This window comes from Duganella alba, from assembly GCF_009674495.1.
GTDB lineage: Bacteria > Pseudomonadota > Gammaproteobacteria > Burkholderiales > Burkholderiaceae_D > Rugamonas > Rugamonas alba.
The window spans coordinates 97,496-111,321 of the sequence record NZ_WKJN01000016.1 but is presented as its reverse complement, the minus strand read 5'-3'; the positions used below and the strand labels follow the sequence as shown (position 1 = coordinate 111,321).

Here is a 13,826-nt window from a genome sequence, read left to right as displayed (position 1 = left end):
TGAACCATAAAAAGCCGATATCCGCCATGCGCCGTTACTCCGAATCCCCGCCAGCCTCCGCCAGCAAAGCCGCTCCCACCCGCAGCGATACCGCTACCTTAAAAACCCTGTTGCCCTATCTGTTTGTCTACAAATGGCGCGTGCTGCTGGCCCTGGCCTGCCTGGTCGGCGCCAAGCTGGCCAACGTCGGCGTGCCGGTGGTGATGAAGAAGCTGATCGATTCGCTGACCATTTCTCCATCCCATCCACAGGCCTTGCTGGTGCTGCCGCTGGGCGCACTGGTGGCGTATGGCGTGCTGCGGGTGTCGACCACGCTGTTTACCGAGTTGCGCGAGTTCCTGTTCGCGCGCGTGACGCAGCGCGCGGTGCGCACCATCGCGCTGCAGGTGTTTCGCCATTTGCATGCGCTGTCGCTGCGCTTCCACCTGAACCGTCAGACCGGCGGCATGACGCGCGATATCGAGCGCGGCACGCGCGCCGTCGGTTCGCTGATCTCGTACACGCTGTTCAACATCCTGCCGACGCTGGTGGAGATCACGCTGGTGCTCGGCTACCTGGTCACGCACTACGACATCTGGTTCTCGGTGATCACCTTTGTGGCGCTGGTGTCGTATATCAGCTTCACCATCATCATCACCAACTGGCGCACGCACTTCCGCCGCACGATGAACGAGCTGGATTCGAAGGCCAACACCAAGGCCATCGACTCGCTGATCAACTATGAAACGGTGAAATACTTCGGCAACGAGGAGTACGAGGCCAAGCGCTACGACGAAGGCTTGCAGAACTATGAAAGCGCCGCCGTCAAGTCGCAAACGTCGCTGTCGCTGCTGAACACCGGCCAGTCGATGATCATCGCGGTGGCGGTGACGCTGATCCTGTGGCGCGCCACCGTTGGCGTCATTGAAGGCAAGATGACCTTGGGTGATCTGGTGCTGGTCAACTCCTTCATGATCCAGCTCTACATTCCGCTCAACTTCCTCGGCGTGATCTACCGCGAAATCAAGCAAAGCCTGGCCGACATGGAAAAACTGTTCTCGCTGCTGGACCAGAACCGCGAGATCGCCGATGCGCCGGATGCACAGCCGCTGGTGACGCACGGCGCGCAGGTGCGCTTCAACCACGTGGACTTCAGCTACGATCCGAAGCGCCAGATCCTGTTCGATGTGGACTTCACCATCCCGCCGGGCACCACGACGGCGGTGGTGGGACACAGCGGTTCCGGCAAGTCCACCTTGTCACGCCTGCTGTTCCGCTTCTACGAGGTGAACGCCGGCGGCATCACCATCGATGGCCAGGATTTGCGCTCGCTGACACAGGATTCGGTGCGCCATGCGATCGGCATCGTGCCGCAGGATACGGTGCTGTTCAACGACACCATCGAATACAACATCGCCTACGGCAAGCCGGGCGCCACGCACGACGAGATCGTGGCCGCCGCGCGCGCCGCATCGATCCACGATTTCATCGACAGTCTGCCGGACGGCTACAAGACCATGGTGGGTGAGCGCGGCCTGAAGCTCTCCGGCGGCGAGAAGCAGCGCGTGGCGATCGCGCGCACGCTGCTGAAGAATCCCGCCATTCTGATCTTCGACGAAGCCACGTCGGCGCTGGACTCCAAGGCCGAACAGGCGATCCAGGCACAGTTGAAGGAAATCTCGCGCACGCGCACGACGATGGTGATCGCGCACCGCCTGTCCACCGTGGCCGACGCGCAGCAGATCCTGGTGCTGGACCACGGCCGCATTGTGGGACGCGGCACGCATCAATCGCTGCTGGCGGCCAATGGCCTGTACGCCCAGATGTGGGAGCGCCAGCAGGCCAAGGCGGATGAGGCGGACGAAGAGGACGCCGTCGTCTAAGCCAGCGCGCGATACTGGAAATCGCGCATCTTCACCACGCCTGTTCCCGCGCTGTAGATGCCTGGTTGCAGGCTGGCGAAGCCGCCGAACACATTGTGGTGCAGGCCGGAGACTTCCATCTGCCATGGATGCTGCACCCAGTTCTTCCCGTCCAGCGAGTAGTGGAAGGTGACGATGTGGCGGTCGTTGCGGACGCGGATATGCACCGTGGAGACATCCATCTTCTCGCGCATCCAGCTTTGTTCCTGCGAGTGCTGGAAGGTCTTCATTTGCGTCGGCGTGAAGCCGATGCCGACGTAGGCGCGCTCGTTGTAGTGCAATAGCAGGCCGCCTTCGGCATCGGCGCCGATGTCGAGCGTGATGGTGGCTTCGTAGGCGCGGTCGCCGGCGATGAAGGTCAGCGGCGACGAGTCCACCGGCGACGTGCCTTTGCCGCGAATGGCCAGCACACCCGGCGTGTGCTGCACGCGTTTCATTTCATCCGGTCCCGGATTGAAGAAGCTCCATTGCACGCCGAATCGCAGGGTGTTGAAATCGTCTGACTTGGCGAAGTTGTGCGGGACTGCCTTGCCTTTCTTCGGCATCGGCAGTGGCGCGGACAGGTCGCCGCCTTTGGCTTTGAACCAGCCGTCGCTGGTCCATTCGATCGGTTCGAGCAGGCATTGGCGGCCCAGCGTGCGGTAGCCGTTTTCGTAGCCGTGGTAGACCATCCACCAGTCGCCGGCCGGGCCTTCGACCAGCGTGGCGTGGCCGCGCGACCACCATTTCTCTTCGGCGCTGCGGGTGCGCACCAGCGGATTGTGCGGATGGTTTTCCCATGGGCCGTGGATGGAGCGCGAGCGGGCGGCGATCACCATGTGGCTGGTCGGAGGACCGGAAGTGCCGCCGACCGCCATCACCAGGTAAAACCATTCGCCGCGCTTGAGCAGCTTGGGGCCCTCGGGCGCGAACATTTCGACCACCCAGTCCTGCGGGTAGCGCCATGGCTCGTAGACTTTTTCCAGCTTGCCGGCGGTGGCCAGGCCGTCGTCGGTGAGGGCGATGCGACGCACGCCGTTGACGAACAGGTAGCGCTTGCCGTCTTCGCCGACGGCGTGGCCGGGATCGATGGCGCCTTCGATCTTGAGGTCGATCGGATCGCTCCATGGGCCTTTGATGTCGTCGGACCAGATCACATAGATGCTGCTGCCGGCGGGGATGTAGATGTAGTAGCGGCCCTTGTGCTTGACCAGGTCCATGGCCCAGATGCTGCCGAGCGGCTTGGTCAGCGCCGGGCCGATGGGCTGCCAGTTCACCAGATCCTGCGAGTGCCAGATGATGACGCCGGGGTAGGCCAGGAAGGACGAAAACGTCATGTAGTAATCGTCGCCGTCCTTGAGGATGGTGGGATCGGGATGGTCGCCGGCGAGGATGGGGTTGAGGAAGGTGCCGTTGTCCAGGTCCGCCTTGTGCTGGCCTTCGACGCCGCGTCCCCATTTCGGCTCGGCCGCCGCCGTCGCCAGTTGCGGCGCCATCGCCGCGCCGGCCAGCAAAGTCTTCAGCGCAGTGCGCCGCGAAGCAGTCATATCGTCTCCACCGTCATAGAATTATTCCTCGATGGTGCATCAATGCCTGTGCCATCGCAATTACGAAAACCGCCAAGCAGGATAACGATTCCGCGCAAGCGCCGCGCTTGCTTGCTATGAGTTGCAGCAAGGTGCATCATGTTTTTGCGGACTACCCTCCGATGACATGTTCATCAACAAGGAGGTTTTTATGTCTGACTTTTACACGTACTTCAAAGAGAATATGGACGCCCTCGGCTTGCCAGCCCCGGAAAGCCTGTATGGTAACGCTCAGCTAGCGCTTGGTTCGGCGTCCACCCTGATTGCGCTACTTGAGCGGTTTGGGAAAAAAGTGACGGTTATGGAAATGATTGGCGCTGGCATTCGGGGCGAAAAGTTGGCTGTCATCGGCGCCATGAGTGCATCGTTTTACGTTGGTGCCGTCATTGGGAGTATTGCGGTGGCTACCGGCAGAAGTTTGGCGAGCGGCACTTCTATTGCCGATGTCTTGCTTAACGCGCAGATGAATCACTTACATCGTCCTTGGTTGCCGGGACTGCTGGTGCGCCATCCGGAGATTTATAAACGGAGGAGAAAATGAAAGACGGATTGATGTTATTGATTGCCGGACTGCTTTGCGCCGGCGGCGCAGCGCTGTTCTTCAGGTACTTCGGCAGCGACGCGCTCAACATCATCATCTTGCTGACGCTGATTTGTACCATCGCGGACAACGCCCGCCTGCGGCGCCGGTTGCGGGAGATGGGCGCCAAGCCGGAAGGCAAACGCACCTGGCTGTAATGAAAAAGGCCACCCGAAGGTGGCCTTGTCTGGCGTAGATTACACCGCTTCTTTCGGCGGGTCCATCTCGCCTTCCCACTTGGCGACGACGGCGGTGGCGATGCCGTTGCCGATGACGTTGGTCGCGGAACGCGCCATGTCGAGGAAGTGGTCGATGCCCAGCAACAGCAGCATGCCGGCTTCCGGAATGTTGAACTGGCCCAGCGTCGCGGCGATCACCACCAGCGAGGCGCGCGGCACGCCGGCCATGCCCTTCGAGGTCAGCATCAGCACCGCCATCATGGTCATCTGCTGGCCCAGCGACATCTCGATGCCATACGCCTGCGCGATGAACACGGTGGCGAAGGTGCAGTACATCATCGAGCCGTCCAGGTTGAACGAGTAGCCGATCGGCAGCACGAACGAGGCGATGCGGTTGCGCACGCCGAAACGCTCCAGGCCTTCCAGCGTTTTCGGATACGCCGCTTCGCTCGACGCGGTCGAGAACGCCAGCAGCGCCGGACTGCGCATTTCACGCATCAGCGCGAAGATGCGGCCTTTCAGGAACAGGAAGCCGATGAAGATCAGCAGCGCCCACAGCATCGCGATACCGAAGTAGAACTCGGCCATGAACACGCCGTAGGTCGACAGCACGCCCAGGCCGCTCTTGGCGATGGTGCCGGCCACCGCCGCGAATACCGCGAACGGCGCGAATTTCATCACGTAGCCGGTAACCTTCAGCATCACATGGGCGACGCCGTCCAGCGCTTCGATCAGCACATTGGCTTTCGGACCGACCGCAGCGGCGGCCGAACCGAAGAACAGCGAGAAGATCACGATCTGCAGGATCTCGTTCTTGGCCATGCCTTCGACGATGGACGCCGGCACCAGGTGGGTGACGAAGTCTTTCAGCGTCAGGCTGGAGGTGGCCAGGTCGGTCTTGGCGGCGGTGGCGGCCATGTGGCCCAGCAGCGCGTCGCCCGGACGGAACAGGTTGACCAGGATCAGGCCCAGCGTCAGCGACATCACCGAGGCGATGAAGAACCAGCCCAGCGTTTTGATGCCGACGCGGCCGACGGCGGTCGCATCGCCCATCTTGGCAATGCCGCACACCAGCGTGGAAAATACCAGCGGCGCGATGATCATCTTGATCAGGCGCAGGAACAGGGTGGTAATCAGCGTCAACGTATCAGCCAGGTTGATCCGGCCGGCCTCGGTCATGTTGCCGTAGGCGAGATAGCCGGTGATGACGCCTAGCGCCAGTCCGATGAGGATGTAGGTGGTCAATCGGCTTTGTTTGTTCATGTGTTCGGGCTTCCTGTGGTAGTGTCTCTCTGGGCCTGCGCAGCGAGCAGGGTGGCCGCCGCTGCGTTCTTCTTAGCGATGGCAACAGCCGGTTTTAGGTGTGCCGGCTGCTGAAACTATTGGCAAGTTCCGCAGTATCCTTGTGGGCACGGGCGCTGTCAAGCGCGCGGCAGGGCCACAACGAGCCGCAAAATAATCTATTTACTTATGATCGAAATCAAAAACATCAGCAAGTGGTATGGTCAATTCCAGGTGCTGAAAGACTGCACGACCGGTGTCAAAAAAGGCGATGTGATGGTGATTTGCGGGCCGTCCGGCTCCGGCAAGTCGACCCTGATTAAGACCGTCAACGGGCTGGAACCGTTCCAGCAGGGCGAAATTATCGTTGACGGCACCTCGGTCGGCGCCAAAAACACCGATCTGCCCGCGCTGCGCGCGCGCATCGGCATGGTGTTCCAGAACTTCGAGCTGTTCCCGCATTTGTCGGTGCGCGACAACCTGACCCTGGGCCAGATCAAGGTGCTGGGCCGCAGCGCGGACGAAGCCAATGCGCGCGGTTTGCAGTACCTGGACCGCGTCGGCCTGCTGGCGCAGCAGGACAAGTTCCCCGGCCAGTTGTCCGGCGGGCAGCAGCAGCGGGTGGCGATCGCCCGCGCACTGGCCATGGACCCGATCGCCATGCTGTTCGACGAACCGACCTCGGCGCTGGACCCGGAAATGATCAACGAAGTGCTGGATGTGATGGTCGGCCTGGCGCAAGAGGGCATGACCATGATGGTGGTGACCCACGAAATGGGCTTCGCCCGCAAAGTCGCCAACCGCGTGGTGTTCATGGACCAGGGCGCGATTCTGGAAGACAGCGGCAAGGACGAATTCTTCCAGGCGCCCAAAACCGACCGCGCCCGCGACTTCCTGGCGCGCATCATCCACTGATTATATTTCCATATGGAAATAGTTCGTCGTTGAGTGCTACAGCAAACTACCCAACTGCACAACACTCAAGCTGCCCGTTGAGCGCATGGCTTTGTCGTTCGTGATGAAGAATCGGCAGGCCGCCCTGAGTGCTGTTGCCAGATGAACGGCGTCGACAAGTTTTATCTTGTGTGCAGCGCGTAGTTGCGCGGCACAATCAAAAATGAATTTGTCGTGGGGAAGAATTGTGAGAAAGCTGCTGCCGCTAAAAATCCTAGTGCATTAGCGATAAGCAAAGGGTTACCGTTGCGGTAGGGACCTACCAAGGTCTCCGCTATGGTTATCTCGCCTGTGAATCCTTGTAATTCTTTGCAATCGATCGCTTGTATGATCGGCTCTACGGCTGCAAAAAAATCGGCGTTCTGCTCCAGAAAATATATGAAGACATTGGTGTCGACATACACTTTATGACCATGCATGGCCTTCAACATGCTAACTATCTGTCCCATGATTCGCGGTCTTCTGCCATAGTGGCTTCGACTTCTTCAGGAGTGTTTCCCCACGCACCTTTGCAGGCTCCGGCATAGTCCATCAGCGATTTTACGATGGTTTTCTCCGGAAGCTTTCTAATTGAAGTGAGAATAACTACTCCATTGGCGTAGCTAATTTCAAGTAGGTCGCCATATTGCCAATGCGCTTTTTCGACTATCTCTGCAGGCAACGTTAGTTGACGATGTCTTTCTAAACGGATCTTATTCATGCTCGTCTCCGGTGCAGGAGTCAGGATAATTTGAACACGCTCATTTTCTTGAGACCGCCAAGCGTTCATTTCGTTCCCCGCCTGCTGAAGATTTTTGTTCCGTGGGTTGGGCATACGCACTGTCAAGCGACCCGCGCAACGAGGTAAAATGTCGGCTATTCGTGTTTTGAAAGCCTGCCGCCATGTCCGACCTCGCCACTACTCCCGACAGCATCACCATCACCCGCCCAGACGACTGGCACCTGCATCTGCGCGACGGCGCGACGCTGGCCAGCGTGCTGCCGCACAGCGCCCGCCAGTTCGGCCGCGCCATCGTGATGCCGAATCTGAAACCGCCGGTGACCACCACCGCCGCTGCTGTCGCCTATCGCGAGCGCATCATGGCCGCGCTGCCGGAAGGCCTGAACTTCGAGCCGCTGATGACGCTCTACCTGACCAACAACACGCAGCCCGATGAAATCGTGCGCGCCGTGGACAGCGGCATCGTCCACGCGGTGAAGCTGTATCCGGCCGGCGCCACCACCAATTCGGACGCCGGCGTGACCGACCTGTCCAACTGCTACAAGACGCTGGAAAAGATGCAGGAACTGGGCATGCCGTTCCTGGTCCATGGCGAAGTCACCGACCAGGACATCGACCTGTTCGACCGCGAGGCCGTGTTCATCGAGCGAGTGATGCGCCCGCTGCGCCGCGACTTCCCGGCGCTGAACATCGTCTTCGAACATATCACCACCAAGCACGCCGCGCAATACGTGGCCGAAGCCGAAGGCCCGATCGCCGCGACCATCACCGCGCATCACTTGCTGTACAACCGTAACGACATCTTCAAGGGCGGCATCCGTCCTCACTACTACTGCCTGCCGGTGCTGAAGCGCGAAGAGCACCGCCTGGCGCTGGTCACCGCCGCCACCAGCGGCGACGAACGCTTCTTCCTCGGCACCGACTCGGCGCCGCACGCCAAGGGCGCCAAGGAAGCCGCATGCGGTTGCGCCGGCTGCTACACCGCGCTGCACGCGATGGAGCTGTATGCCGAAGCCTTCGAACGCGCCGGCGCGCTGGACAAGCTGGAAGCCTTCGCCAGCTTCAACGGACCGGCCTTCTACAACCTGCCGCGCAACGAGGGCACCATCACCCTCAAGCGCGAACAATGGACCATGCCGGAAACGCTGCCGCTGGCCGAGCAGGAAGTGGTGCCGCTGAACGCCGGCGAAACCATCAACTGGAAAATGGTGTAAGCAAGTGCTGGACGCAGTCGACTGGTCACGCCCGTGGTACGAATCGGTACGCGGCGCGGCTGGACGCTTGTCGGCGGAGGCGCACTTCCGCGATGAATTCTGCAAGCAGGCCGCCGCACTGGGCCTGCGCAATCACCTCGGTCTGCCGATTTCCTTCGTGCCGCAGGAAGATCTGCCGGACGGCACGGCCTACGAAGAGCACATCGGCGCCACCGGCTGCGTGCCGACGCGCGACAACTTCCACGACTTCTTCAACGGCCTGGTATGGCTGACCTTCCCGCGCATCAAAGTGCAGCTGAACGCCTTGCAGGCGGCACAGATCGCATTGGACGGCGTGGGCAAGTCACGCGGCCCGGCGCGCGACGCCGCCACCATCTTCGATGAAAACGCCGCGCTGCTGGTGGTGCGCGACAACGCCGATGGTCATGCGCTGGTCGATGCGCTGCGAGGACACCGCTGGCAGGAAGCCTTCCTCACGCGCCGCGCCGGCTTCGGTCCCGACGCGCAAGTCTGGCTGTTCGGCCACGCGCTGATGGAAAAGCTGGTCGCGCCGCGCAAGGCCATCACCGCGCACACGCGCGTGGTGCTGGCGGGTGATGATTTCTTCGCGCTGGACCACGAAGGCCGCCGCGCATGGCTCGACGCCACGGTCGCGCAGCAACTGGCCGAAGACGGCTTGAGCACCGCCGGCTTCACGCCGATGCAGGCGCTGGGCGTGCCGGGCTGGTGGCCGGAGCAGGACCAAGCCTTCTACGCCGACGCAACGGTGTTCCGCCCGAAGCGCGAAGCCGCAGTAAAATAGCCGTTCCAACACCAACCAACACGCCGCCGACGCGGCAGAAAGAACACGCCATGACGCAGGTAATTCGCTGGGGTATTCTGGGCACGGGCAAAATCGCCAAGGCCTTCGCCACCGCTTTGCGGGACACGCCGGACGCAAAACTGGTGGCCGTCGCTTCGCGCGCCGTAGATAGCGCTACCAAGTTCGGCCAGGAGTACGGTGCCGAGCGTTTTCACGGCAGCTACCAGGCGCTGGCCGATGATCCCGATGTCGATGTGATCTACATCGGCACGCCGCATCCGATGCACCATGAGAACGCGCTGATGTGCCTTAACGGCGGCAAGGCGGTGCTGGTGGAGAAGTCGTTCACCATGAACCGCCGCCAGGCCGAGGACATCATCAGCCTGGCGCGTGCGAAAAATCTGTTCGTCATGGAGGCGATGTGGACGCGCTTCATGCCGTCGGTGGTCGAGGCCAAGCGCATTGTCGACAGCGGTGAGATCGGCAAGCCGGCCAATGTGACGGCGGATTTCGGCTTCACCGCCGACGTCGGCCCGGAGCACCGCCTGTTTGCGCCGGAGCTGGGCGGCGGCGCGTTGCTGGACCTCGGTATTTATCCGTTGTCGATGTCGTCGTTCTTCATGGGCGCTGTCACCGGCGTGAGGGCGCAGGCGGAAATGGCCGCCACCGGCGTCGACATGCAAACCGCGTTCACGCTGACGCATGAAGGCGGCGGCGTGTCGTCCTGCGCATGCAGCCTGCGTTCGCGCACGCCGACCGAGTTGACTATCTCCGGCACCAAGGGCTTCGTGCGCCTGCACGACCGCTTCCACAATACCGACACCATCACCGTCACGCTGGTGGATGGCGCCTCGCGCAACGAGCGCACGCTGTCGCTGCCGAAGTCCGGCAACGGCTACACGCACGAAGCGCAGGAGGTGGGCCGCTGCCTGCGCGCCGGCTTGATCGAGAGCCCGGTGATGCCCCACGCCGAAACGCTGGCGCTGATGGGCACTCTGGACGACATCCGCGCGCAGATCGGCTTGCGTTATCCCGCCGACGCCTAAGCAGCTAAGCACCTCAGCACCTCAGCACCTCAGCGCGGCCGGCGCGAACTGGTTACAATCTTCGGATATGAATTTAATAACGGGGATAAACCATGTTCGTTGCTGACCGCACGCCTTCCTTGAAAACCGTGCTGCTCGCCACCGGCGTCGTCCTGACGCTGGCCATGGGCGTGCGCCACGGTTTCGGCTTCTGGATGCAGCCGATCTCGCAAGCCAACGGCTGGACGCGCGAGACCTATTCGCTGGCACAGGCCATGCAAAATCTGATGTGGGGCGCGTTCGGCCCGTTCGCCGGCATGGCGGCGGACCGCTTCGGCACCATGCGCGTGGTGCTGGTGGGCGCGGTCAGCTATGCGGCCGGCCTGTTCTGGATGGCGCTGGTGACCGATCCCACCATGTTCGTACTGGGCACCGGGCTGTTTGTCGGCTTTGGCCTGGCGTGTACTGCGTTTGGCGCGGTGAGCGGCATCATCGGCCGCGTGGCGCCGCCGGAGAAGCGATCGTGGGCGTTCGGCATTTCGGGGGCAGCCAGTTCCTTCGGCCAGTTCATGATGATGCCGGTCGAGCAGCAGCTCATTTCCGCCGTGGGATGGCAGAACGCCTTCTACATCCTGGGCGGCTTGCTGGTGCTGTTGATGGTGCCGATGGCCTTCTATCTGCGCGAGCCGGCGGTGGAGCATGCGCATGGGCCGCAGCAGAGTATCCGCGAGGCGGCTGGCGAGGCGCTGGGCAATCGTTCCTTCCTGCTTCTCCTGGCGGGCTATTTCGTGTGTGGTTTTCAGGTGGTGTTCATTGGCGTGCACTTGCCGGCGTATTTGCGCGACAAGGGCATCGCCAATCCTAACGTTGCCGTGCTGGCGCTGGCGTTGATTGGATTGTTCAATATCTTTGGATCGTACTATGCGGGCAAGCTGGGTGGACGGCTGCCCAAGCGTTATCTGCTGTCGACCATTTACTTCTCGCGTGCGGTGGTGATTTCGCTGTTCCTGCTGGCGCCATTGATGCCGCTATCGGTGTATCTGTTTGCGGCGGCGATGGGCGTGCTGTGGCTGTCGACGGTGCCGCTCACGAACGGCATCATTGCCGGCGTGTTCGGCGTCAAGCATATGTCGATGCTGGCGGGGATTGTGTTCTTCTCGCACCAGTTGGGCAGCTTCCTGGGCGTGTGGCTGGGCGGTTATCTGTACGCGGCGCAGGGTAACTATGATGTCGTGTGGGCCATCGCCATTGCGCTGGGCGTGATGGCCGGCCTGGTCAACCTGCCGATCAACGAGCGGCCGCTGGCGCGCCTGAAGGCGGCGTGATGAAAGCCTGGCTGCTGCGCGCCGCCATCGCCGTTGTGCTGGCGCTGGTGTTCGCGGCATATCTGCGGCCAGACTTCGTGGTGGATCTCGCCAACCGCATCTACCTGTGCTTCTAAAACCGGGGTCAGTGCCGACATTCGGACATGAGCAGAGCTCGTGTCCGAATGTCGGCACTGACCCCGGTTTTAGACTTTCAGGAACTCTTCGCGGCCGCCTAGCCAGCGGGCGAGATGGGCTTCGACGGTGGCGGCTTTTTCCGGGCTGTTGGCATGCAGCAGGTCGTGGGCAACGTCGCGCGCCTGGTCGACCAGCCAGCCGTCGGTTTCCAGGTCGGCGAAGCGCAGCATGGCCTGGCCGGACTGGCGCGCGCCGAGGAATTCGCCGGGGCCGCGTATCTCCAGGTCGCGGCGGGCGATCTCGAAGCCGTCGGTGGTTTCGCGCATCGTCATCAGGCGCTGCTTGGCGATCTGGCCCAGCGGGCTTTGGTACAGCAGCAGGCACACCGACGCCGCCGAGCCTCGCCCTACGCGGCCGCGCAACTGGTGCAGCTGCGACAGGCCGAAACGCTCGGCGTGTTCGATTACCATCAGCGATGCATTCGGCACGTCCACGCCCACCTCGATCACCGTGGTGGCGACCAGCACCTGCATCTCGTTGGCGATGAAGGCGTCCATCACTCCCTGCTTCTCCGCCGTCTTCAGGCGGCCGTGCACCAGGCCGATGTTCAGGTCCGGCAGCGCTTCCGCCAGCAGGGCGTGCGTGTCGGTGGCGGTTTGCAGTTGCAGCGCTTCCGATTCCTCGATCAGCGGACAGACCCAGTAGACCTGCCGGCCTTCCTGCGCCGCGGCATGTACGCGTTCGATCACTTCGTCGCGTCGGTTCTGGTCAATGGTGCGCGTGACGATCGGGCTGCGGCCCGGCGGCAGTTCGTCGATCACCGATACTTCCAGGTCGGCGTAGTAGGTCATCGCCAGTGTGCGCGGGATCGGCGTGGCCGACATCATCAACTGGTGCGGTACTTCGCCTTCGTTGCCCTTGTTGCGCAACACGAGGCGCTGGCCGACGCCAAAGCGGTGCTGCTCGTCGACGATGACCAGGCCCAGGTTGGAGAACGTCACCACATCCTGCAGCAGCGCGTGCGTGCCCACCACCAGCCGCGCTTCGCCGGATTCGATCAGGTCATACGCAGCCTGCTTGTCCTTTTTCTTCAAGCTGCCGCTGAGCCATGCGACTTTCACGCCCAACGGCTCCATCCACGCGGCGATCTTGCGGAAGTGCTGTTCGGCCAGAATCTCGGTCGGCGCCATCAGCGCGGCCTGGTAGCCGCTGTCGATGGCCTGTGCGGCCGCCAGTGCCGACACCACGGTCTTGCCGCTGCCGACGTCCCCTTGCAGCAGGCGCTGCATCGGGAACGGCTGGCGCAGGTCGGCGCGGATTTCGTTCAGCACCTTCTGCTGCGCATTGGTCAGCTTGAAGGGCAGGGCGTCCTGGAAGCTTTTGGACAGCGCGCCAATCACCGTCAGCGCCGGCGATCCTTTCAGCCGGCGCGCGCGCTGGGCACGTTTCAGCGACAGCTGCTGCGCCAGCAGCTCGTCGAACTTCACGCGCGTCCAGGCGGGATGCGAGCGGTCGGCCAGCGCGTGGTTGTCCACTTGCTGCGGCGGGTAGTGCAGCAGCTTCACTGCCGGTTCCAGTTCCGACAATTGCAGCTGCTTGCGCAGCTCGGCCGGCAGCGTGTCGGTCCAGTCGACGCGTTTCATGGCCTCGCCGATGGCTTTGCGCAGCACCGGCTGCGACAGACCTTCGCCGGCCGGATACACCGGCGTCAGGGAAGTCGGCAGCGGCGCGCCCTCGTTGACCACTTTGTAGGCCGGATGCACCATCTCGGCGCCGAAGAAGCCGTGCTTCAATTCGCCGCGCGCACGCACCCGCGTGCCCTCGGCCAGCTGCTTGACCTGGCTGCCGTAGAAATTCATGAAGCGCAGCTGTAAATCGCCCGTGTCGTCGGCGATGTGGACCAATAACTGCCGGCGCGGCTTGTAGGCGATCTCGTTTTTGGTGACAACGCCCTCAACTTGGGAGGTGTCGCCGCCATGCAGCCGGGCTTCCTCGATGCTGATGACCTGGGTTTCGTCTTCATAGCGCATGGGCAGGTGCAGCACCAGGTCCATATCGGTGTGCAAGCCCAATTTGGCCAGTTTGGCCTCGGGGCTGACGGTTTTCTTGGCAGTTTTAGACGGTGAAACAGGCATATGGCGTAAAATAGAGGGTTGGCCGCC

At 62.1% G+C, this 13,826-nt stretch carries 14 protein-coding genes; 8 read left to right on the top strand and 6 right to left on the bottom strand.

Annotated features, from left to right (window positions below):
• Positions 1-26: 26 nt before the first annotated feature.
• Positions 27-1,862 carry an ABCB family ABC transporter ATP-binding protein/permease gene (locus GJ695_RS17135; protein WP_154366778.1) on the top strand — a complete coding sequence of 612 codons (1,836 nt, stop codon included), beginning with the start codon at positions 27-29 and terminating at the stop codon, positions 1,860-1,862.
• On the opposite strand, the gene GJ695_RS17130 is transcribed toward GJ695_RS17135, so the two are convergent.
• Positions 1,859-3,427 carry a family 43 glycosylhydrolase gene (locus tag GJ695_RS17130; protein ID WP_154366776.1) on the bottom strand — a complete coding sequence of 523 codons (1,569 nt, stop codon included), beginning with the start codon at positions 3,425-3,427 and terminating at the stop codon, positions 1,859-1,861. The genes GJ695_RS17135 and GJ695_RS17130 overlap by 4 nt on opposite strands.
• Positions 3,428-3,617: 190 nt before the next feature.
• Between GJ695_RS17130 and GJ695_RS17125 the strand changes: the two genes are divergently transcribed.
• Entirely contained in the window at positions 3,618-4,007 is a 390-nt protein-coding gene (locus GJ695_RS17125) for a hypothetical protein (RefSeq protein ID WP_154366774.1), read from the top strand.
• The gene (locus GJ695_RS17120; protein WP_154360240.1) at positions 4,004-4,204 is read left to right on the top strand and encodes a hypothetical protein; all 201 of its coding nucleotides are present in this window, start codon (positions 4,004-4,006) and stop codon (positions 4,202-4,204) included. The genes GJ695_RS17125 and GJ695_RS17120 overlap by 4 nt, the downstream gene beginning before the upstream one ends.
• A 39-nt stretch (positions 4,205-4,243) precedes the next feature.
• On the opposite strand, the gene GJ695_RS17115 is transcribed toward GJ695_RS17120, so the two are convergent.
• Positions 4,244-5,488 (bottom strand): dicarboxylate/amino acid:cation symporter, encoded by a 1,245-nt coding sequence (locus GJ695_RS17115; protein WP_154366772.1) that lies wholly within the window; start codon positions 5,486-5,488, stop codon positions 4,244-4,246.
• 207 nt (positions 5,489-5,695) lie between these two features.
• Here GJ695_RS17115 and GJ695_RS17110 point away from each other — a divergent pair, with 207 nt between their 5' ends.
• The gene (locus GJ695_RS17110; protein ID WP_154360238.1) at positions 5,696-6,421 is read left to right on the top strand and encodes an amino acid ABC transporter ATP-binding protein; all 726 of its coding nucleotides are present in this window, start codon (positions 5,696-5,698) and stop codon (positions 6,419-6,421) included.
• A gap of 36 nt (positions 6,422-6,457) precedes the next feature.
• Here the strand turns inward: GJ695_RS17110 and GJ695_RS30655 are convergent, their stop codons facing one another.
• Genes GJ695_RS30655 through GJ695_RS17095 form a run of 3 tightly spaced genes read right to left on the bottom strand, consistent with a single transcriptional unit; the run spans position 6,458 to position 7,160 of the window.
• The gene (locus tag GJ695_RS30655; RefSeq protein WP_371866543.1) at positions 6,458-6,625 is read right to left on the bottom strand and encodes a type II toxin-antitoxin system VapC family toxin; all 168 of its coding nucleotides are present in this window, start codon (positions 6,623-6,625) and stop codon (positions 6,458-6,460) included.
• Positions 6,583-6,891 carry a type II toxin-antitoxin system VapC family toxin gene (locus tag GJ695_RS17100; RefSeq protein ID WP_154366770.1) on the bottom strand — a complete coding sequence of 103 codons (309 nt, stop codon included), beginning with the start codon at positions 6,889-6,891 and terminating at the stop codon, positions 6,583-6,585. The genes GJ695_RS30655 and GJ695_RS17100 overlap by 43 nt, the downstream gene beginning before the upstream one ends.
• 5 nt (positions 6,892-6,896) lie before the next feature.
• Complete coding sequence (locus GJ695_RS17095) at positions 6,897-7,160, bottom strand: AbrB/MazE/SpoVT family DNA-binding domain-containing protein (protein ID WP_154366768.1); 264 nt, start codon at positions 7,158-7,160, stop codon at positions 6,897-6,899.
• Positions 7,161-7,342: 182 nt separating this feature from the next.
• On the opposite strand from GJ695_RS17095, the gene pyrC reads away from it, so the two are divergent.
• The 4 genes from pyrC to GJ695_RS17075 all read left to right on the top strand — a co-directional run bounded on the left by pyrC (position 7,343) and on the right by GJ695_RS17075 (position 11,547).
• Positions 7,343-8,395 (top strand): dihydroorotase, encoded by a 1,053-nt coding sequence (pyrC, locus tag GJ695_RS17090; RefSeq protein ID WP_154366766.1) that lies wholly within the window; start codon positions 7,343-7,345, stop codon positions 8,393-8,395.
• Positions 8,396-8,399: 4 nt separating this feature from the next.
• The gene (locus GJ695_RS17085; protein ID WP_166455269.1) at positions 8,400-9,197 is read left to right on the top strand and encodes a DUF3025 domain-containing protein; all 798 of its coding nucleotides are present in this window, start codon (positions 8,400-8,402) and stop codon (positions 9,195-9,197) included.
• Between the two features lie 50 nt (positions 9,198-9,247).
• Complete coding sequence (locus tag GJ695_RS17080; protein ID WP_154366764.1) at positions 9,248-10,243, top strand: Gfo/Idh/MocA family protein; 996 nt, start codon at positions 9,248-9,250, stop codon at positions 10,241-10,243.
• 92 nt (positions 10,244-10,335) lie between these two features.
• On the top strand, positions 10,336-11,547 hold the full coding sequence (locus GJ695_RS17075; protein WP_154366762.1) for an MFS transporter: 1,212 nt from the start codon (positions 10,336-10,338) through the stop codon (positions 11,545-11,547).
• A 185-nt stretch (positions 11,548-11,732) separates the two neighbouring features.
• Here GJ695_RS17075 and recG read toward each other — a convergent pair whose 3' ends face one another.
• Positions 11,733-13,799: an ATP-dependent DNA helicase RecG gene (gene recG / locus GJ695_RS17070; protein ID WP_154366760.1), complete on the bottom strand. Its 2,067-nt coding sequence runs from the start codon at positions 13,797-13,799 to the stop codon at positions 11,733-11,735.
• Positions 13,800-13,826 lie beyond the last annotated feature (27 nt).